Source organism: Immundisolibacter sp. (assembly GCF_050250495.1).
Classification (GTDB): domain Bacteria; phylum Pseudomonadota; class Gammaproteobacteria; order Immundisolibacterales; family Immundisolibacteraceae; genus Immundisolibacter.
Genome location: NZ_JBFWOM010000003.1, coordinates 123080 through 141733, shown reverse-complemented (window position 1 = coordinate 141733; position 18654 = coordinate 123080). Strand labels below are relative to the sequence as shown.

Sequence of the window (18654 nt, the reverse complement as noted above, 5' to 3'; positions counted from 1 at the left end):
AAAACGCCGCCGGGGCACTAAGCCGCAGCGGCGTCTTGATCAACACAGAGGCCGCCGGCAGCGGCTGCCTGGCCTCAGATGGCAAGCTGCTCGGCGGTCTTGCCCGACGCAATTGCGGCCTTGAACCACTTCGGCTTCGGGCCGCGGCCATTCCAGGTCTGGCTGGCGTTAGCCGGGTTGCGGTACTTGGCCGCAGCCGCGCTGCGCGAGCTGCGCTTCTTGGGCTCAGCGGCGACGATCTCGAAATCGATGCCGACCGACGCGGCCAGCTTGCGCATCTGCGCCACCACCTCGGCGCGCTTCTCGCGCTGACGCTTTTCGAGCGCGCTTTCCGCATCGACAATCAGCTGTTGCAGATCGTTAAGAGAGTAATTAGCAAGATTGACGGCCATAGCAAATGATCTCCGGGTACAAGAAACGAGCGCCGGGAACTATATCCAACAAAGACGCCTGTCACAATAGATCAACCGCGTGCCTGATTCCGGGACTGGCTTACTGCATTCAATGACAAGAACATCGCCACGTGAGATCCCGATCTTGCATCCGCGCGGGCAGCCTTTGAATCGGGAATTGCTTCCCGACACGAACCGTATTTCGCGTCGCCAGTGAATCACCGAACGCACCCGGTCTCATGGCCAATCACGCGTCACGGCGTCAGGTGTTTTGCCTCGCAGGTCGCCGGCCGGCCGCGGGCTCGATGCAACGCGCGTTGATCCCGCTGGCGGGATCGCAATTAGCGGATATGCCCGAGGATGCCGTCGAGTTCGTCGAGGCTGTTGTAGCGAATGACGAGCTTTCCGCCGCGGCGGCCGTGCTCGATGCTGACGGCAGCGCCGAGGCGCTCGGCGAGGTCTTTTTCGAGATGCCGCACGTCGGCGCTCGGCGCGCGTGCCGCAGGCGGCGCTTTCTCGCCGCGCAGGTGGCGGGCAACGATCTGCTCGGTCTGGCGCACGGACAGCGCCTGCGCCACCACGCGCTCGGCAAATGCGAGCTGGTCGGCAGCTTCGAGCGCGAGCAGCGCCCGCGCGTGGCCCATTTCGAGCCGGCGCTGTTCCACGAGTTCGCGCACCTTGGGCACGAGCTGGCGCAGGCGCAGCAGGTTGCTCACCGCCACGCGCGAGCGGCCGACGGCGCGTGCCACCTGCTCGTGGGTGAGGCCGAACTCGCGCGTCAGGCGCTCCAGCGCATCCGCCTCTTCCATGGCGTTCAGGTCCTGGCGCTGGATGTTCTCGATCAGTGCCACGGCGGCCGCCGCGTCGTCCGCGATGTCGCGCACGATGGCTGGGATTTCGTGCAGGCCGGCGAGCTGTGAGGCGCGCCAGCGCCGCTCGCCGGCGATGAGCTCGTAGCGCGACTCGCCGACGCTGCGCACCACCACCGGCTGCACCACGCCTTGGGCGCGGATGGAGTCGGCGAGCGCGGAGAGTTCTTCTTCGCCGATGTGGCGGCGCGGCTGGTAGCGGCCGCGTTCGATGTGCTCGACCGGCAGGCGCACCAGCCGCTCGCCGGCGGCGGCCGGCGCGGTGCTGCTCAGCAGCGCTTCGAGGCCGCGGCCGAGTCCGCGTTTCTGGCTCATCAGGTGGCCTTCAGGTGATGCCGGCGCAGCATCTCGCCGGCGAGCGTGAGAAAGGCCGTGGTGCCGACGCAGCCACGGTCGTAATCGAGCACCGGCTGGCCGTGCGACGGCGCCTCCGCCACGCGCACGTTGCGCGGAATGACGGTGCGGTACACGCGCTCGCCGAAATGGCTCTGGAGTTGTTCCGACACGTCGCGCGCGAGACGGCTGCGCGGGTCGAACATGCTGCGCAGCACGCCCTCCACGTGCAGGCCGGGGTTGGCGCTGGCGGCGATGTCGGCGATGGTGTCGAGCAGGTCCGACAAACCCTCCAGCGCGTAGTACTCGCACTGCATGGGGATCAGCACCGAGCCCGCGGCGGTGAGCGCGTTCACGGTCAGCATGTCGAGCGCGGGCGGGCAGTCGATCAGCACGTAGTGGTAGTCGTCAGCCACGGTGGCGAGCGCGTCCCGCAGGCGGAATTCGCGCCGGTCCACCTGCAGCAGCAGCACCTTGGCGGCGGTGAGATCCGCATTGGCCGGCAGCACGTCGTAGCCGGCCGGCACCGTGCGGCGAGCTTCCCCGAGCGATGCCTCGCCGGTCAGCACCTCCAGCGTGGACGGGCTCGCGGCCCGCTTGTCGATGCCGCTGCCGGTGGTGGCGTTGCCCTGCGGGTCGAGATCGATCAGCAGCACGCGCTGGCGCGCACGGGCGAGGCCGGCGGCCAGATTGACGGTGGTGGTGGTCTTGCCGACCCCGCCTTTCTGGTTGGCGATGGCAATGATGCGTGGCATGGAGGTCTTGATCGGCGGCGCGGGCGGCGACACTTTACCCGACCGCCCGCCGCGCCAGCAGGACCAGCGCGCGGTGGCCGCGGCCGGGCTGGGCGGCGAGTGGAATCGTTTCGACGTGCTCGAAATCGGCGGGTAGATCGGTGAGCTCCGCCGCCGCCGCCGGTCCTTTCAGCGCCAGTACGCGACCGCCGGGCGCGCATAAATGGCCCAGCAGCCGCAGCAGGCGCGGCAGCGGCGCAAACGCGCGGGCGATGACGACAGGGAAGGGCGCGGGTGGCCGAAAATCCTCCGCCCGCGCGCGGACGACCTCGACGTTGGCGGGACCCAGCTCCAGCGCCGCGTGCTGCACGAAGCGCGTCTTCTTGAGGTTGCTGTCGAGCAGCACGTGGCGCACGTCCGGCCGGGCGATGGCGAGCGGCAGGCCCGGAAAGCCGGCGCCGGTGCCGACGTCGAGCAGCGCGCCCGGCGGCAGGTGCGGCAGCACGGCGAGGCTGTCGATGAGATGCCCTGTCACCATCTCGGCCGGCGTGCGCAGGGCCGTCAGGTTGAAGTGGCGGTTCCAGGTTTCGAGCAGGCGCAGCAGCGCGAGGCACTGCTCGCGTGCGGTGGCCGGCAGGTCGATGCCGAGCGCGGCGAGGCCCTCGTCGAACAAGCCGCGCGCCGTTTGCCAGTCGGCCGACTCGGGCGAATCAGGCGGCATCGACGGCGCCGCGGCGGCGCTTCAGGTGCACCAGCAGCAGCGAGATGGCAGCGGGTGTGACGCCCGGCACGCGGCTCGCCTGGCCGACCGTGGCCGGCCTGGCGGCCGTGAGCTTCTGGCGCACCTCGTGCGACAGGCCGCGGATGGCGGCGTAGTCGAGATCGGCGGCCAGCGGCGTCGTCTCGTGGTGGCGCTGGCGTTCGATCTCGGCGCGCTGGCGCTCCAGATACCCGTCGTACTTGATGTCGATTTCGAGCTGCGCGGTGGCGTTGCCGTCGGCGTGCGGCTCGCCCACGCCCGGCAGGCGGTGCAGCGCGGCGTAATCGACGCCCGGCCGGCGCAGCAGGTCGAGCGCCGTCGCCTCGCGCGCCAGCGGCGCGCCGAGCAGGGCGTGTTCGGCCTCGCCCAGGTGCTGGGGGCGCAGCAGGATGGCGGCCAGCCGCGCCTTCTCGGCGGCGATGGCGTCCTGCTTGCGGCAGAACTGCGCCCAGCGGGCGTCATCGACGAGGCCGAGTTCGCGGCCGGTGGCGGTCAGGCGCTGGTCGGCGTTGTCCTCGCGCAGCCACAGGCGGTACTCGGCGCGGGACGTGAACATGCGGTACGGCTCGCGCGTGCCGCGGGTGGTCAGATCGTCGATCAGCACGCCCATATACGCCTCGTCGCGGCGCGGCCACCACGGTTCCTGCTCGCGGGCGCGGCGCGCGGCGTTGATGCCGGCGACCAGACCCTGCGCGGCGGCCTCCTCGTAGCCGGTGGTGCCGTTGATCTGCCCGGCGAAGAAAAGGTCACCGAGCGCCTGCGTCTCCAGCCACGGGTGCAGCGCGCGCGGGTCGCAAAAGTCGTACTCGATGGCGTAGCCGGGGCGCAGGATGTGCACGTGCTCGAAGCCGGCGATGGAGCGCACCAGGTCCACCTGCACGTCGAACGGCAGGCTGGTCGAGATGCCGTTCGGGTACACCTCGTGCGTGGCGAGGCCCTCGGGCTCGACAAAAATCTGGTGCGCCGCCTTGTCCGCAAAGCGCACCACCTTGTCCTCGATGGACGGGCAGTAGCGCGGCCCCACGCCCTCGATGGCGCCCGCGTACATGGGCGAGCGGTGCAGGTTGGCGCGGATGATGTCGTGCGTGCGCTCGCTGGTGTAGGTGAGGTGGCAGCTCACCTGCCGCGGGTGCAGGTCGGCGTGCCCCAGGTACGAGAACACCGGCGTTGGCGTGTCGCCGGGCTGCTCGGCAAGGCGTGCATAGTCGATGCTGCGGCCGTCGAGCCGCGGCGGCGTGCCGGTCTTGAGGCGGCCGACCGGCAGGTCGAGCTCACGCAGGCGGCGCGCCAGCGCCACGGCCGGCGCGTCACCGGCCCGCCCGCCGCCGTAGTGCTGCTCGCCGATGTGGATGACGCCACCCAGAAACGTGCCCGTGGTCAGCACCACCGCGCGGGCGGCGAACGTCAGCCCCATCTGCGTGGTGACGCCGCGCACCCGGCCGTGCTCGACCACCAGGTCTTCCACGTTCTGCTGGAACAGATACAGGTTCTGCTGCGCCTCCACCATGCCGCGCACGACCTGCCGATACAGCGTCCGGTCGGCCTGCGCGCGGGTGGCGCGCACCGCCGGTCCCTTGCTGCGGTTCAGCACGCGGAACTGGATGCCGGCGCGGTCCGCCGCCAGCGCCATGGCGCCGCCGAGCGCGTCGATCTCGCGCACCAGATGGCTCTTGCCGATGCCACCGATGGCCGGGTTGCAGGACATCTGGCCGATGGTTTCGAGGTTCTGCGTCAGCAGCAGCGTGGCGGCGCCGCTGCGCGCGGCGGCCAGCGCGGCCTCGACACCGGCGTGGCCGGCGCCGACCACGATCACGTCGAAGGGGCGGTCGAACTGCATGGGAATAACGGGAGGACAAGGCGAACTCGTTATGATAGGCGGCCCCCGCACCCGCTGTCAGGCCGACCCAGGCCGCCTTCCCGCATGACCACGCCCCGCAAACTGCACGTCAAGACCCTCGGCTGCCAGATGAACGTGTACGACTCGCAGCGCATCGCCGATGTGCTGGCGCAGTCGCACGGCCTTGCCGCCACCGACGATCCGGCCGAGGCCGACGTGCTGCTGCTGAACACCTGCTCCATCCGCGAGAAGGCGCAGGAGAAGGTGTTCTCGGAACTCGGCGCGTGGTGGCACGCCTACAAGCAGGCGCGGCCGGAGGTGATCATCGGCGTCGGCGGCTGCGTGGCGAGCCAGGAAGGCGAGCGGCTGCGCGCGCGGGCGCCGTACGTGGACCTGGTGTTCGGCCCGCAGACCATCCATCGCCTGCCGCTGCTGCTCAATCAGGCGCAGGGCCGGCGCGCGGCCGTGGACGTGAGCTTTCCGGAAATCGAGAAGTTTGATCACCTGCCGCTGCCGCGCGCCACCGGACCCACGGCCTTCGTGTCGATCATGGAAGGCTGCTCGAAGTACTGCAGCTTCTGCGTGGTGCCGTACACGCGCGGCGAGGAGTTCAGCCGCCCGCTGCTCGACGTGCTGACCGAGATCGCCGTCTATACGGAGCAGGGCGTGCGCGAGGTGACGCTGCTCGGGCAGAACGTGAACGCCTACCGCGGCGCGACGCCGCGCGGCGGGGTGGCGGATCTGGCCGAGCTGATCGGTCAGGCGGCGCAGATCGACGCGCTGGCGCGCATCCGCTTCACCACCTCGCACCCGGTCGAGTTCACCGACAGCCTGATCGTCGCCTACGCCGATCAACCCAAGCTCGCGCCGCACCTGCACCTGCCGGTGCAGAGCGGCTCGGACCGCATCCTGCGCGCCATGAAGCGCGGTCACACCGCGGCCGAGTACCTCGCCAAGATCGAGCGCGTGCGCGCCGCGCGGCCGGACCTGAGCCTCACCACGGACATCATCGTCGGCTTTCCGGGCGAGACCGAGGACGACTTTGCCGCCACGCTGGCGCTGGTGGAGGCGGCCGGCTTCGACGAGGCGTTCAGCTTCATCTACAGCGCCCGGCCCGGCACGCCGGCCGCGGCGCTGGCCGACGACACGCCGGCCGAGGTCAAGAAGGCGCGCCTGGCGCGTTTGCAGGCGCTGATTGAGCGCCAGTCCAAGGCCTACGCAGCGGCCCTCGTGGGCAGCGTGCAGACGGTGCTGGTGGAGGGTCCGGCCAAGCGTGGCGAGGGCCAGTTGCACGGCCGGCTCGGTAATAATCGGGTGGTAAACTTCGCTGGCCCGGAGCCACTCACAGGCCACTTGGTGGACATTCAGATCACCGCCGCTTCCGCTCATACCCTTCGCGGCGAGCCCGTCGGCTCGCGCCACGCCGCGTGACCCAGCCGGCCACCGCAGCCGCCGATTCGGCGGCTATCGAAGTCACCCTCCAGCCCGACGACAACGCCCGCCTCGCCAGCCTGTGCGGTCCGCTCGACGCGCACATCGGCCAGGTGGAACGCCACTTCGGCGTCGTCATCCGCCGCCACGGTCAGTCGTTTGCCATCAGCGGCGCGCCGGAGCCGGTCGCCGGTGCCGGCGCCGCGCTGCACAGCCTGTACGCCGAAACCGCGAGCGGCGAGGAACTGTCCGCCGCCAAGGTGCATTTGCTGGTGCGCGGCACGCACGCCGGCGACGCCGAGCCCACCGTTGCGGTCGGCCGGCGTTTGCAGGTGCGCGCGCGCGGCGGGCGGCAGGCGGACTACCTGCGCGCCATCCAGAACCACGACATCAACTTCGCGGTCGGCCCGGCCGGCACCGGCAAGACGTATCTGGCCGTCGCCTGCGCCGTGCAGGCGCTGCTGGAAGAACAGGTGCAGCGCCTGGTGCTGGTGCGCCCGGCGGTCGAGGCCGGCGAGAAGCTCGGTTTCCTGCCCGGTGATCTGGCGCAGAAGGTGGACCCGTATCTGCGGCCGATCTACGACGCGCTCTACGAGATGCTTAGCTTCGAGAAGGTGGGCAAGCTCATCGAGCGGCACGTGATCGAAATCGCCCCGCTCGCCTACATGCGCGGGCGCACGCTGAACGAGGCGTTCATCATTCTCGACGAGGCGCAGAACACCACGCCCGAGCAGATGAAGATGTTCCTGACGCGCATCGGCTTCGGCTCGACGGCGGTCATCACCGGCGACGTGACGCAGGTGGACCTGCCGGCCGGCAAGCCGTCGGGCTTGAAGCACGTGCTCGGCGTGCTGCAAGGCGTCGAGGGCATCTCGTTCAGTTTCTTCAGCTCCCGCGACGTGGTGCGCCACCCGCTGGTCGAGCGCATCGTCAATGCCTATGAGCGCGACGCTGAATCCACCGACCGAAGTTGACATCGACCGCGCCAGCGCCCTGCCGGCGCCGGACGATGACACGCTCATCGCCTGGGCCGCGGCGGCGCTGGATGCGCTCGGCCTGCACGGCGTGAGCGTCGCCGTGCGCCTGGTGGACGCGGACGAAGCCCAGGCGCTGAACCGCGACTACCGCGGCAAGGACTACGTGCCGAACGTGCTGTCGTTTCCGCTGGACGATGACTTCCCGCTGCCGCCCGGCGAGGCGCGCCCGCTCGGCGACATCGTGCTGTGCCTGCCGGTGATCGCCGCCGAGGCCGCCGAGTACGGCAAGACCTTCGCCCAGCGGCTCGCACACCTGCTGATCCACGGCGTGCTGCATCTGGCCGGCCACACGCACGACGACGAGCCCGAGCGCCTGGCGATGGAAGCGTGTGAGACCGCCATCATGGCCGGGCTCGGTTTTCCGGCGCCCTACGATGGCTAACGACGCGCATTTCGGACTCCTGCAGCGCATCGGTCACGCCCTGTTCGGCGAGCCGATCGACCGCGACTGGCTGATGCGGCACCTGAAGGACGCCGAGGCCGCCGCGGTGCTCGACGCCGGCACGCTCGCCATGATCGAGGGCGTGCTCACCATGGGCGAGCGCCAGGTGCGCGACATCATGGTGCCGCGCTCGCAGCTCATCACCATGCACCGCGACGACGACCTCGCCGCGCTGGTGCGGGTGGTGGTCGACAGCGGCCACTCGCGCTACCCGGTGATCGGCGACGACCGCGACGAGGTGGTCGGCATCCTGCTCGCCAAGGACTTGCTGGCCTACCTCGAACCCGGCCGGGAGTCAGCCTTTACGCTGCGCGACGTGCTGCGCCGGGCGGTTTTCGTGCCGGAGAGCAAGCGACTGAACGTGCTGCTGCGCGAGTTCCGGCAGACGCGCAACCACATGGCGATCGTGGTGGACGAGTACGGCGGCGTGGCGGGCCTGGTCACCATCGAGGACGTGCTGGAGCAGATCGTCGGCGAGATCGAGGACGAGTACGACTTCGACGAGGACGAGGCCGACATCCAGCCGGCCGAGGATGGCAGCGCGCTGGTGAGCGGGCTCGCCGCCATCGAGGACTTCAACGCGCACTTCGGGGCCGCGTTCAGCGACGAGGAATTCGACACCGTCGGCGGGCTGCTGGTGCAGCAGCTCGGCCACCTGCCGGAGGTCGGCGAGCGGGTCGCGTATGACGGGTTCGAGTTCGAGGTCACGGCCGCGGACGCGCGGCGCATCGCGCAGGTGCGCGTGCGCCGCAGCGTGATCGAGCCCGAGCCGGACGACGGCTGAGCCCATGCCGCCATCGAGCCGCCGCGCTGGCCCGCTGCTGGCGGCGCTGGCCGGCGGCGCCATGCCGCTGGCCTACGCGCCGTTCGGCTGGTGGCCGGTTGCCTGGCTCGCGCTGGCGGCGCTGTTCGCGCTCGGTCGTTTCGTTTCAACCCGTGAGGCGGCCGGTCGCGGCTTTGCGTTCGGGCTCGGCTGGTTCGGCGGCGGCGTGCACTGGATCTTCATCAGCTGCCACCGCTACGGGAACATGGACGTGGCGAGCGCCACCGCCTGCACGGCGCTGCTGGTGGCGTATCTGGCGCTGTTCCCGGCGCTCGCCCTGTACGCGGCACGGCGGCTCGGTGGCGCGTTTCTGCTGGCCGCGCCGGGTGCCTTCGGGCTCGCCGAATGGCTGCGTTCCTGGCTGCTGACGGGCTTTCCCTGGCTCGCGCCGGGCTACAGCCAGATCGACGGTCCGCTGGGCGCTTACGCGCCACTGGCCGGCGTGGCGGGCGTTGGGCTGGCGCTCACCGCCGCCGCGGCGGCACTCGTGGCGCTGGTCCAGTCGCCCCGCAAACCGGGGCCGGCGCTGCTCACGCTCGCCCTGATCGGCGGCGGCGCACTGTCGTTGCAAGGCCGCGACTGGAGCGAGCCCGCCGGCCCGGCGCTCGACGTCGCGCTGCTGCAGGGCAACGTCGAGCAGCAGATGAAGTGGGACCCCGCCCACTTCGAGGCGACGCTGGCGCAGTATCTCGAGCTCACCGCCGCGCAGCGCGATGCGGATGTCGTCATCTGGCCGGAGAACGCCATCCCGGCGCTGCCGAGCGAGGTGCCGGACGGCTATTTCGACGCCGTGCGCGCGGCGGCCGGCAGGTCTGCGGTGCTGATCGGCATGCCGACCGGCGCGCGCGACGGCCCCTACTACAACGCCATCGCGCAGATCACCGCGCCGGGCGGCGAGTACCGCAAGCGGCATCTGGTGCCGTTTGGGGAGTACGTGCCGCTGAAGCGCCAGATCGGCCCGCTGCTCGACGTGCTCGCGGTGCCGATGTCGGATTTTGCGAGCGGCGGGGCAGGGCAGGCGCTGCTCAAGGTCGCCGGCAACCCGGTCGCGGCGTCGGTCTGCTACGAGATTCTGTTCCCGCAGGAAGTACGCGCCGGCGCGGCCGCCGGCTGGCTGGTCAACGTCAGCAACGACGCCTGGTTCGGCGACTCCATCGCCCCACCGCAGCACCTCGACATCGCACGCATGCGCGCCCGCGAACTCGCCCGGCCGATCGCACGCGCCACCAACACCGGCATCACCGCGGTCATTGATGCACGTGGCCGCGTCACCGCCCGCGCCGCGCCGTTCACCGTCACCGCGCTGCGCGGGCAAATCGTGCCGCAGCGCGGATTGACGCCATTCGCGCGCTACGGCGAGGCGCCGGTCATCGTGCTGTGCGTGGCCCTGTGCGCGCTCGCCTGGCGGCGCACCCGGCAGAAAACAACACCCATCGCCGGGTGACCCGACGTCGCCGGGCCTCGATGCAGGTGAGCGCTCAGGCGCGCAGCAGCAGACACACGGCGTGGGCGGCAATCGCCTCCTCGCGCCCGACCGGCCCGAGGCCCTCGGTGGTGGTGGCTTTCACGCTCACGGCGCCGATGTCGAGCCCGAGATCGGCCGCGATGTTGGCGCGCATGGCGTCGCGGTGCGGGGCGAGTTTCGGCCGTTGCGCGAGCACCGTGACATCGACATTGGCCACGGCGTAACCGGCGGCCCGCACCAGCGCCACCACGCGGCGCAGCAGCACGCGGCTGTCGGCGCCGGCGTAGGCGGGATCGTTGTCCGGAAAATGCTGGCCGATGTCGCCGAGCGCCGCGGCACCGAGCAGGGCATCGGCCAGCGCGTGCAGCAGCACGTCGCCGTCGGAGTGAGCGATCGGCCCGCGGTCGTGGGTAATCTCGACACCGCCCAGCACCAGCCGGCGGCCGGTGGCGAGCGCGTGCAGGTCGTAGCCGTGACCGATGCGCATCAGACGCCCTCCCCTGCCTGCGCCGCCAGCAGGCACTCCCCGAGCGGCAGGTCCTGGGGCACGGTGATCTTGACGTTGTCTCGCCGGCCTGCGACGAGTCGCGGCCGATAACCGGCGTGTTCCATGGCCTGCGCCTCGTCGGTGGGTTCGCGGCCCGCCGCCAGCGCGTCGCTCAGTGCGGCGCGCAGGACATCCAGCCGGAACCGCTGGGGCGTCTGCACCGTCCACAGGCCATCACGCGGCACCGTTTGCGTGATTCGCCCCGCCGCATCGGCGCGCTTGACGGTGTCGGTGAGCGGCGTCGCCAGCAGGCAGCCGTCCGCATCGAGCGGTTCGTCGCACAGGCGCTCGATGTCGGCCGGGTGCAGCAGCGGGCGCACGGCGTCGTGCACCAGCACCGGCGTGTACGGCGCCGTGTGCCCGGCAAGATGCTCAAGCCCCGCCAGCACCGAGGCGGCGCGGCTGTCGCCGCCGGTGACGATGAGCAGCGGCTTGTCGGGCGCGTAGCCGAGCGTCGGCCAATACGGATCGTCCTCCCGCAGCGCCAGCACCAGGCCTGCCACGCGCGGCGATATCAACAGGCGATCGAGGGTGTGCAGCAGCACAGGCCGGCCGGCGAGCGGCAGGTATTGCTTGGGATATGCGGCGCCCATGCGGGCGCCGATGCCGGCAGCGGGCACGATGGCCCAGTGGTCGGCGACTGGCGTCGGCACCCTATTCGATGACGCGGATGAAGGTCTCGCCGGGCTTGATCATGCCAAGCTCGGTGCGCGCGCGGTCCTCGACGGCGGCCAGGCCGGTGCGCAGGTCGTCCACCTCGGCCTGCAACTGCGCGTTGCGCTCCGTGAGCTGGTCCACCTCGTCGCGCTCGCGCTCCACGCGCGTCTGCAAGTCGCCGAGGTCAAACAGGTTGCCCTGCGCCACCAGCAGGCGCTGCTGCAGGCCGAGCATGACCAGCAGCAGCGCGACCAGGCCGGCGCGGATGGCCATCAGCGGGCGAGCGATCCGAACACGCCAAGGCCCGGATAGCGCGCGGCGGCGCCGAGCTCCTGCTCGATGCGCAGCAGGCGGTTGTACTTGGCGACGCGGTCCGAGCGCGACAGCGAGCCGGTCTTGATCTGCCCGGCGCCGCTGCCGACGGCGATGTCGGCAATCGTCGTGTCCTCGGTCTCGCCGGAGCGGTGCGAGATGACCGCCGTGTAGCCCGCCGCGCGCGCCAGGCGCACGGCCTCCAGCGTCTCGGTGAGCGTGCCGATCTGGTTCACCTTGATGAGGATGGAGTTCGCGACGCCCGCGTCGATGCCCTTTTTCAGCGTGGCCGGGTTGGTCACGAACAGATCATCGCCCACCAGCTGCACGGACTTGCCGAGGCGCTCGGTGAGGCGCTTCCAGCCGTCCCAGTCGTCCTCGGCCTGGCCGTCCTCGATGGAGATCACCGGATAACGGCCGGCGAGGTCGGCCAGATACGCCACGAAATCGGCCGAGGTCAGGCTGCGCTTCTCGGATTCGAGCGCGTAGCGGCCGGCCTTGTAGAACTCCGTGCTCGCCACGTCGAGCGCCAGCAGCACTTCATCACCCGCCGCGTAGCCGGCGGCGCCGATGCTGTCGAGCACTATCTTCAGCGCGTCCTCGTTGGAAGCGAGATCCGGCGCGAAGCCGCCTTCGTCGCCGACGGCGGTGTTCAGACCGCGCTGGCGCAGCAGTTTTTTCAGCGCCTGAAAAATCTCGGCGCCGCAGCGCAGCGCCTCCGAGAAGCTCGGCCGGCCGGCCGGGATGACCATGAATTCCTGCAGGTCCACGCTGTTGTCGGCGTGGGCGCCGCCGTTCAGGATGTTCATCATCGGCACCGGCAGGCACATGTCGACGCCGCCGCACAGGGCATTCACGTGCCGGTACAGCGGCAGGCCGCGACTGGCCGCCGCGGCGTGCGCGGTGGCGAGCGACACCGCCAGGATGGCGTTGGCGCCGAGCGCGCTCTTGTTGTCGGTGCCGTCGAGATCCAGCATCACCGCATCCACGCGGTGCTGGTCCACGGCGTCCACGCCACGCACGGCCGGCAGGATGCGGTTTCGCACGTTGTCGACGGCCTTCAGCACGCCCTTGCCGCCGTAGCGACCCGCCTCGCCATCGCGCAGCTCCAGCGCCTCGCGCGAGCCGGTGGAGGCGCCCGACGGCACGGCCGCGCGGCCGAGCTGGCCGCCGTCGGTCAGCACGTCCACTTCCACCGTGGGGAAGCCGCGCGAGTCCAGAATCTCGCGGGCCTTGATGTCGACGATCTTGCTCATCGGGGTCTCAGTTGCCGGGGGCTTGCATGAGTGATTGCTCGGCGAAGCCGGCGGCCTTCACCGCGCGATCCAGCGTCACCAGCGTGTGCAGCAGGTTTTCCATGCGGTCGAGCGGCCAGGCGTTCGGCCCGTCCGACAGCGCGCGCGCGGGATCGGGGTGGGTTTCCATGAAAAGCCCCGCCACGCCGGCCGCGACTGCCGCCCGCGCCAGCACCGGCACGAACTCGCGCTGCCCGCCGGAGCGGTCGCCCTGCCCGCCCGGCAGTTGCACCGAGTGCGTGGCGTCGAACACCACCGGGCACCCAGTCTGCCGCATCACGGCGAGGCCCCGCATGTCGACCACCAGATTGTTGTAGCCGAAGCTCACGCCGCGCTCGCACACCAGCGTGCGCCCCGCGCCGCCGGCCGCATGGGCCTTGGCCACCACCTGCGCCATGTCACCGGGCGCGAGGAACTGGCCCTTCTTGATGTTGACGGGCTTGCCGCTGCCGGCGGCCGCTTCGATGAGATCGGTCTGCCGGCACAGGAACGCCGGCGTCTGCAGCACGTCCACCACCTCGGCGGCGGCCGCCACGTCGTCCGGCGTGTGCACGTCGGTCAGCACCGGCACGCCGACGGTCTCGCGGACCTCGGCCAGCAGCGCGAGCCCCGCCTCGCGGCCGGGGCCGCGAAAGGACTTGCCGGAGCTGCGGTTCGCCTTGTCAAACGAGGCCTTGAAGATGAACGGCACGCCCAGGCGCGCGCAGATGGCCTTCAGCGTGCTCGCCGTGTGCAGCACCAGATCGCGGCTTTCCGCCACGCAGGGACCGGCGATCAGGAACAGCGGTCGGTCGAGCCCGACTTCGAAACCGCACAGCTTCATGCGGACGCCGGCTGCGGCGCGCGCGCCGCGCGGTGGATGCGTGCCGCCTCGACGAAGCTGCCGAACAGCGGATGGCCGTCGCGCGGGTTCGACGTGAATTCCGGGTGGAACTGGCAGCCAATGAACCAGGGGTGCTCGGGGAGCTCGATCATCTCGACCAGGCCGTCCTGCTCGGAGCGGCCGGATACCGCCAGCCCCGCGCCTTGCAGCGCCGCCAGGAAATTCGGGTTCACCTCGTAGCGGTGGCGGTGGCGCTCGACCACACGCTCGGCGCCGTAGATGCGCCGCGCCAGCGTGTCCTCGCCGAGCACGCACGTTTGCCCGCCAAGACGCATGGTGCCGCCCATGTCGGCGCCCTGTGCGCGCTGCTCGCGCCGGCCGCTGGCGTCGGTCCATTCGGTGATCAACGCCACCACCGGCGCCGGGCTGTCCGGATTGAACTCGGTGCTGTGCGCGTCGGCGAGGCCCGCCGCGTCGCGGGCAAATTCGATTACCGCCACCTGCAGCCCAAGACAGATGCCCAGATACGGCAAGCCGCGCTCGCGGGCAAAGCGCACGGCGGCGATCTTGCCTTCGATGCCGCGCTCGCCGAAGCCGCCCGGCACCAGGATGGCGTCCATGCCGGCCAGCGCGCCGGCGCCGTCGTTCTGCAGCGCCTCGGCGTCCACGTAGTGCACGTTCACGCGCGTGCGGGTGTGCGCCGCGGCGTGGTCGAGCGCCTCGTTCAGCGACTTGTAGGAGTCCGCCAGATCGATGTACTTGCCGACCAGTGCGATGTCCACGGTCGCCGTCGGGTGCTCGAAGTCGTGGATGTAGCGGTCCCAGGCGTCCAGGCGCGAGGTGCCGACCGGCAGGTCGAGGCGCCGCACCACAAAATCGTCCAGGCCCTGGTCGTGGTAGTGGCGCGGGATCTTGTAGATGTTGTCGAGATCCTCGGCCGAGATCACCGCCTCGCGCGGCACGTTGGTGAACAGCGCGATCTTGCGCCGCTCCTCCTCCGGCAGCGGCTGCTCGGTGCGGCACAGCAGCACATCCGGCCGGATGCCGATGGCCTGCAACTCCTTCACGGAATGCTGCGTGGGTTTGGTCTTGATCTCGCCGCTCGCGCGCAAATACGGCACCAGCGTCAGGTGCATGTACAGCACGTCCTGATGCGGGCGCTCCAGCCCCATCTGGCGGATGGCCTCCAGGAACGGCAGCGATTCGATGTCGCCGACCGTGCCGCCGACCTCCACCATCGCCACGTCGGCATCGCCGGCGCCCTCGATGATGCAGCGCTTGATCTCGTCCGTGACGTGCGGGATCACCTGCACCGTGCGGCCGAGGTACTCGCCGCGGCGCTCCTTGCGCAGCACCTGCTCGTACACCTGACCGGCCGTGAAGTTGTTGGCGCGGCGCATCGGCATGCGCCCGAAGCGCTCGTAGTGGCCCAGATCAAGGTCGGTCTCGGCACCGTCGGCGGTGACGTACACCTCGCCGTGCTGGAACGGGCTCATCGTGCCCGGGTCGACGTTGAGGTAGGGATCGAGCTTCAGGAACGTGACGCGCAGGCCGCGCGACTCCAGCAACGCGCCGATGGACGCGGCGGCGATCCCCTTGCCGAGCGAGGAGACCACGCCACCGGTTACGAAAATGAATTTCGGCATGCGCGTGCGAGAAAAAAAGCGTGAAAAACAGCGCAAAAAGTACCAGAAGCGCCCTAGCCGGACAATCCGCGCCGCCGGCACGCGCGCAGCGCCGCGGCCGCTTCGGCCGGCGTGCCGCGGGGCGAGAAGCGGGCCGCGGCGTAGAGTTCGAGAAACCGCCGCGCCGCCGCCCGGCGCTGTGGCGGCCAGCTCTGCGGCAGGTGGTCAACGTAGTCGGTCGCCGTCCACTGCGCCCGCTCGGGCAGGCCGCTCACGCGCAGAAAACGCCGCCACAGGCGCTGCCATTCGCGGCTGTGGCCGATGCGCGGCGCCACCCGCCGCAGGCGCCGGTACTCGCGCACGAACAGGCCCACCAGCACGGCGAGCCCGGCCAGCAGCACCGCCTGCACCTGCGCGTCGGTGAGTGCGACGGTGTGCCACCAGGTGTCCAGGCGCGCCGCGAGGCGCTGCCAGGCGCGCTCGAACGCGCCGCCGCCGTAGTCCGCCAGAACGGCGTCGTAGTTGGCCGGCGTCGCGTCCAGCGTGTGCCAGCGACCGGCGGCGTCCTGCCATTCGGCCCAGGCGTGGGCGTCGCGCTCGCGCACCAGAAAGGCGCCGCCGCCGAGCGGTTCGGACACGAGATACCCGGTCACCAGCCGGCTTGGCACGCCGTTGGCGCGCAGTGCCAGCGCGGCCGCGGTGGCGTACCAGAAGCAGTGCGCCGGCCGGCGGTTGAGGAAGAAATCCCGAAACGGCGCCTGCCGGTCGAGCCGGTAATTGAGGCTGTAGCGGCGCCCGCGCAGTTCCGCGCCGATGCGGGCGGCCGTCTGCGCGGCATCCGGCCCGGCCAGTGCGGCGGCGGCGGCCTGCAGGTCGGCATCCCAGAACGCCGGCAGCGCGAGCGCCTGCGCCGGCGCCCGGGCCTGTGCGCCAGGCGGCGCGCCGGCGGCCTGCCAGCGCCGGTCGGCCCGGCCGGCGAACTGCGCGCGCAGCACGCCGGCGCCGTCGACGCCGAGACTCGCATCGGTGACGTCGAGGGTCTGCGTGCCGGCCGGCACGAACAGCAGGTCGTCGCGGCGCAGGCTGTGCGCGGCGAGCGACCAGGTCGGTTTGCCCGGCGCGAGGCGATAACGCTGCCCGGCCGGGGCCGACTCGCGCTCGATGCCCGGCCCGGCCGGGTCGACGCCCGTCCACTGGTAGCGGGCGTCGAGCGTCAGCAGGCGGTTGCCGATCAGGTACGGCGGCGGCGTGCCGCCGGCCACCCACAGCCGCAGCACCGGCCGGCGGTTCGGTTGCAGCAGGCCGCTGGCGTGCAACTGCGCGAGCGGCGAGAAGCCGGTGTCGCCGCGCGGCGCCGGCATCGCGCTGAACAGCGCGCCGAGCAGCGGCCGCTGCGCCGCGCGCAAGGCCGGCTCCACCACCGGCAGCACGAGCACCACCGGCAGCAGCCACGCCGCCCGGCGCAGCGCCTTCGCACCGAGGCGCGACACCAGCGGCGCCAGCACCGCGGCCAGCGCGGCTGCCCACGGCAGCGCCTGCGTGAGGATGTCCAGCGGCAGGCGGCGCGGAATCAGCACCGCGAGCGCCAGCGCCGTGGCGGCCAGCGTGTCGCCGGACGGATCGCCGGCGCGGCCGGGAGGCGCCGCCGCGCGCGTGCCGAGCAGCCACCACAGCAGCACCAGCATGGCCAGACACAGCCCGCCGAACACGGCGAAGTCCGCCGCCCAGGAGTCGGCCGGCACCCAGTCCGCCAGCGCCATGTAGCCGAGCAGACCGCCGCTCACGAAGGTGATGAACGCGAGGCCGGGCGTCGGCGCCAGCGGCCGGCGCCAGCCTAGCCAGGCCGGCAGCGGCGCCAGCACGGTCGCCACCGCAAACAGCGCCGCCAGCGCCGGCAGCTGCATCGACAGCAGCAGGTGCGCGCCGGCGGCGGCCACGGCGACGGCGAGCAGGCCATCGGCCGCGCGCATCAGGCGGCGATCTCGTGGTTGCCGGGGCCGGGCGGCAATGCATGCCCACCGCGGCCACCGAGGCGAAATGCCAGCACCAGCGCGCCCGCCGCCCGCCAGGCGGCGAGTGGCGTGGTGATCGCATCGCCCGCGTCCTCGGTCACCAGCACGTACAGCAGGCCGGGTTCGGGCAGGCCGGCAGGCAGGCGCGTTTCGTGCGCCGGCGGGCAGATGGCGACGGCGCGGTGCAGCGCCGCCTCGTCGGCCATGGGCTGCCAGTCGGCGCCGAGCGCCAGCAGCTTCAGGGGCAGCGCCTCGGCGCGGGCGTGGGCGGCGAGTTCCAGCACCAGTGCCAGGCGCCGGTCGAGCGCGGCGGGGTCGCGCGGGCGGCGCTGCCAGGGCGCGAAGCCCGCCACCGCGGTGTCGCAGACGATGGCGATGCCGTCCGCGCGCAGCTCGCTGCCGCCGCGGAACACGCGCGACATCAGCTCGCCGCGGCGGGCGCTGGCGCGGTGGTCAAGCCGCGTGGCGGGATCGCCCATCTGGTAGGCGCGGGTGTGCGTGTACTCGATGGCGCCGCTGGCACGCGCCGCGTGCACGCCGGTCTTGAGGCACCGCGCGGCGAGCTCGCGCAGCGGCGGCAGGCTCACCGCCAGCGGCGGCGGCAGCACCGGCAGCTCCAGCGGCAGCGCACCGCCGGCGGTCAGGCGGGTCAGGAACAGCGGCCAGGCGCTGTGCAGCGCCGCGCCCGGCAGCACCAGCAGGCTGCGGGCGCGCGGCGTGATGACGGTCTCGCACAGCCGGCTTTCGCCCACTGCCAGGCGCTCGACCAGCATGCTCGCGGCGGGTGCAGCGAGCCGCCAGCCGGGGCCGCGCCACTCGCGCAGCGACAGATCGTGCGCCGTGCGCCGGCCGACGTTGGTCAGTCGCAGTTGATTGCGGCACGGCTGGCCGGCGATCGCCACCGCGTGACCGGCCCGCTCGATCTGCACCCGAAAACTGCGCAGCCGCCCGGCGATGCCGGCGAGCGCAATCAGCACCAGCCCGGCCGCGGCGAACCCCAGCTCGAAGCCCGGGTTGCTGCGCCGGGCGAGCAGCAGCAACAGCACGCAGGTCAGCAGCACGGCGAGCCCCACCGGCGTCAGCCCGTCGCGCAGCGACCGCAGCGGTGCCCACCAGCCGCCGCGCCGCTCCGTGAAGCGCGGCACCAGACGCAGGTTCAGCACCCACACTGCAAGGCGCCACCAGTGCCGGGCGAGCGGCTCCTCGGGCACGCGCAGCGGGCGATCGGCGAATTCCTTCATGTCGGTTCGGCGGACATCA

The 18654-nt window shown here is 71.5% G+C and carries 18 protein-coding genes; 5 read left to right on the top strand and 13 right to left on the bottom strand.

The genetic code is table 11. The features are described 5' to 3' along the window. Nucleotides 1–74 precede the first annotated feature (74 nt). The 5 genes from AB7F93_RS04080 to mnmG form a co-directional block, all read right to left on the bottom strand. Nucleotides 75–392, bottom strand: a complete 318-nt coding sequence (locus AB7F93_RS04080; protein WP_428301610.1) for an H-NS family nucleoid-associated regulatory protein — start codon at nt 390–392, stop codon at nt 75–77. Nucleotides 393–733: 341 nt separating this feature from the next. After that, complete coding sequence (locus AB7F93_RS04075; protein WP_428301609.1) at nt 734–1576, bottom strand: ParB/RepB/Spo0J family partition protein; 843 nt, start codon at nt 1574–1576, stop codon at nt 734–736. After that, complete coding sequence (locus tag AB7F93_RS04070; RefSeq protein ID WP_428301608.1) at nt 1576–2349, bottom strand: ParA family protein; 774 nt, start codon at nt 2347–2349, stop codon at nt 1576–1578. Before AB7F93_RS04070 ends, AB7F93_RS04075 begins: the two co-directional genes overlap by 1 nt. A gap of 34 nt (nt 2350–2383) precedes the next feature. Then, entirely contained in the window at nt 2384–3049 is a 666-nt protein-coding gene (gene rsmG, locus AB7F93_RS04065) for a 16S rRNA (guanine(527)-N(7))-methyltransferase RsmG (RefSeq protein WP_428301607.1), read from the bottom strand. Beyond that, nucleotides 3039–4925, bottom strand: a complete 1887-nt coding sequence (gene mnmG, locus AB7F93_RS04060; RefSeq protein WP_428301606.1) for a tRNA uridine-5-carboxymethylaminomethyl(34) synthesis enzyme MnmG — start codon at nt 4923–4925, stop codon at nt 3039–3041. Before mnmG ends, rsmG begins: the two co-directional genes overlap by 11 nt. Nucleotides 4926–5009: 84 nt before the next feature. Between mnmG and miaB the strand changes: the two genes are divergently transcribed. Genes miaB through lnt form a run of 5 tightly spaced genes read left to right on the top strand, consistent with a single transcriptional unit; the run spans nt 5010 to nt 10102 of the window. Beyond that, nucleotides 5010–6356 (top strand): tRNA (N6-isopentenyl adenosine(37)-C2)-methylthiotransferase MiaB, encoded by a 1347-nt coding sequence (gene miaB / locus AB7F93_RS04055; protein ID WP_428301605.1) that lies wholly within the window; start codon nt 5010–5012, stop codon nt 6354–6356. Next, nucleotides 6353–7330, top strand: coding sequence for a PhoH family protein (locus tag AB7F93_RS04050; RefSeq protein WP_428301604.1), 978 nt, complete (start codon nt 6353–6355; stop codon nt 7328–7330). Before miaB ends, AB7F93_RS04050 begins: the two co-directional genes overlap by 4 nt. Continuing rightward, a complete protein-coding gene (gene ybeY, locus AB7F93_RS04045; protein WP_428301603.1) occupies nt 7296–7775 on the top strand; it encodes an rRNA maturation RNase YbeY in 480 nt (159 codons plus the stop codon). Before AB7F93_RS04050 ends, ybeY begins: the two co-directional genes overlap by 35 nt. After that, nucleotides 7768–8619 carry an HlyC/CorC family transporter gene (locus AB7F93_RS04040; RefSeq protein ID WP_428301602.1) on the top strand — a complete coding sequence of 284 codons (852 nt, stop codon included), beginning with the start codon at nt 7768–7770 and terminating at the stop codon, nt 8617–8619. The genes ybeY and AB7F93_RS04040 overlap by 8 nt, the downstream gene beginning before the upstream one ends. A gap of 4 nt (nt 8620–8623) precedes the next feature. Then, a complete protein-coding gene (gene lnt / locus AB7F93_RS04035; RefSeq protein WP_428301601.1) occupies nt 8624–10102 on the top strand; it encodes an apolipoprotein N-acyltransferase in 1479 nt (492 codons plus the stop codon). 34 nt (nt 10103–10136) lie between these two features. Here lnt and ispF read toward each other — a convergent pair whose 3' ends face one another. From ispF to AB7F93_RS03995, 8 genes are read right to left on the bottom strand one after another with little or no spacing between them, the layout of a single operon-like run. After that, a complete protein-coding gene (ispF, locus tag AB7F93_RS04030; RefSeq protein WP_428301600.1) occupies nt 10137–10610 on the bottom strand; it encodes a 2-C-methyl-D-erythritol 2,4-cyclodiphosphate synthase in 474 nt (157 codons plus the stop codon). Next, a complete protein-coding gene (gene ispD / locus AB7F93_RS04025) occupies nt 10610–11323 on the bottom strand; it encodes a 2-C-methyl-D-erythritol 4-phosphate cytidylyltransferase (protein ID WP_428301599.1) in 714 nt (237 codons plus the stop codon). Before ispD ends, ispF begins: the two co-directional genes overlap by 1 nt. Nucleotide 11324: 1 nt before the next feature. Then, entirely contained in the window at nt 11325–11600 is a 276-nt protein-coding gene (locus tag AB7F93_RS04020) for a septum formation initiator family protein (RefSeq protein ID WP_428301598.1), read from the bottom strand. Next, entirely contained in the window at nt 11600–12895 is a 1296-nt protein-coding gene (gene eno, locus AB7F93_RS04015) for a phosphopyruvate hydratase (protein ID WP_428301597.1), read from the bottom strand. Before eno ends, AB7F93_RS04020 begins: the two co-directional genes overlap by 1 nt. 7 nt (nt 12896–12902) lie before the next feature. Then, nucleotides 12903–13757 (bottom strand): 3-deoxy-8-phosphooctulonate synthase, encoded by an 855-nt coding sequence (gene kdsA / locus AB7F93_RS04010; protein WP_428301596.1) that lies wholly within the window; start codon nt 13755–13757, stop codon nt 12903–12905. Continuing rightward, a complete protein-coding gene (locus AB7F93_RS04005) occupies nt 13754–15403 on the bottom strand; it encodes a CTP synthase (RefSeq protein WP_428301595.1) in 1650 nt (549 codons plus the stop codon). Before AB7F93_RS04005 ends, kdsA begins: the two co-directional genes overlap by 4 nt. A gap of 53 nt (nt 15404–15456) precedes the next feature. Next, nucleotides 15457–17352, bottom strand: a complete 1896-nt coding sequence (locus tag AB7F93_RS04000) for a transglutaminase domain-containing protein (protein ID WP_428301594.1) — start codon at nt 17350–17352, stop codon at nt 15457–15459. Continuing rightward, nucleotides 17352–18635, bottom strand: coding sequence for a DUF58 domain-containing protein (locus tag AB7F93_RS03995; RefSeq protein ID WP_428301593.1), 1284 nt, complete (start codon nt 18633–18635; stop codon nt 17352–17354). The genes AB7F93_RS04000 and AB7F93_RS03995 overlap by 1 nt, the downstream gene beginning before the upstream one ends. Nucleotides 18636–18654 lie beyond the last annotated feature (19 nt).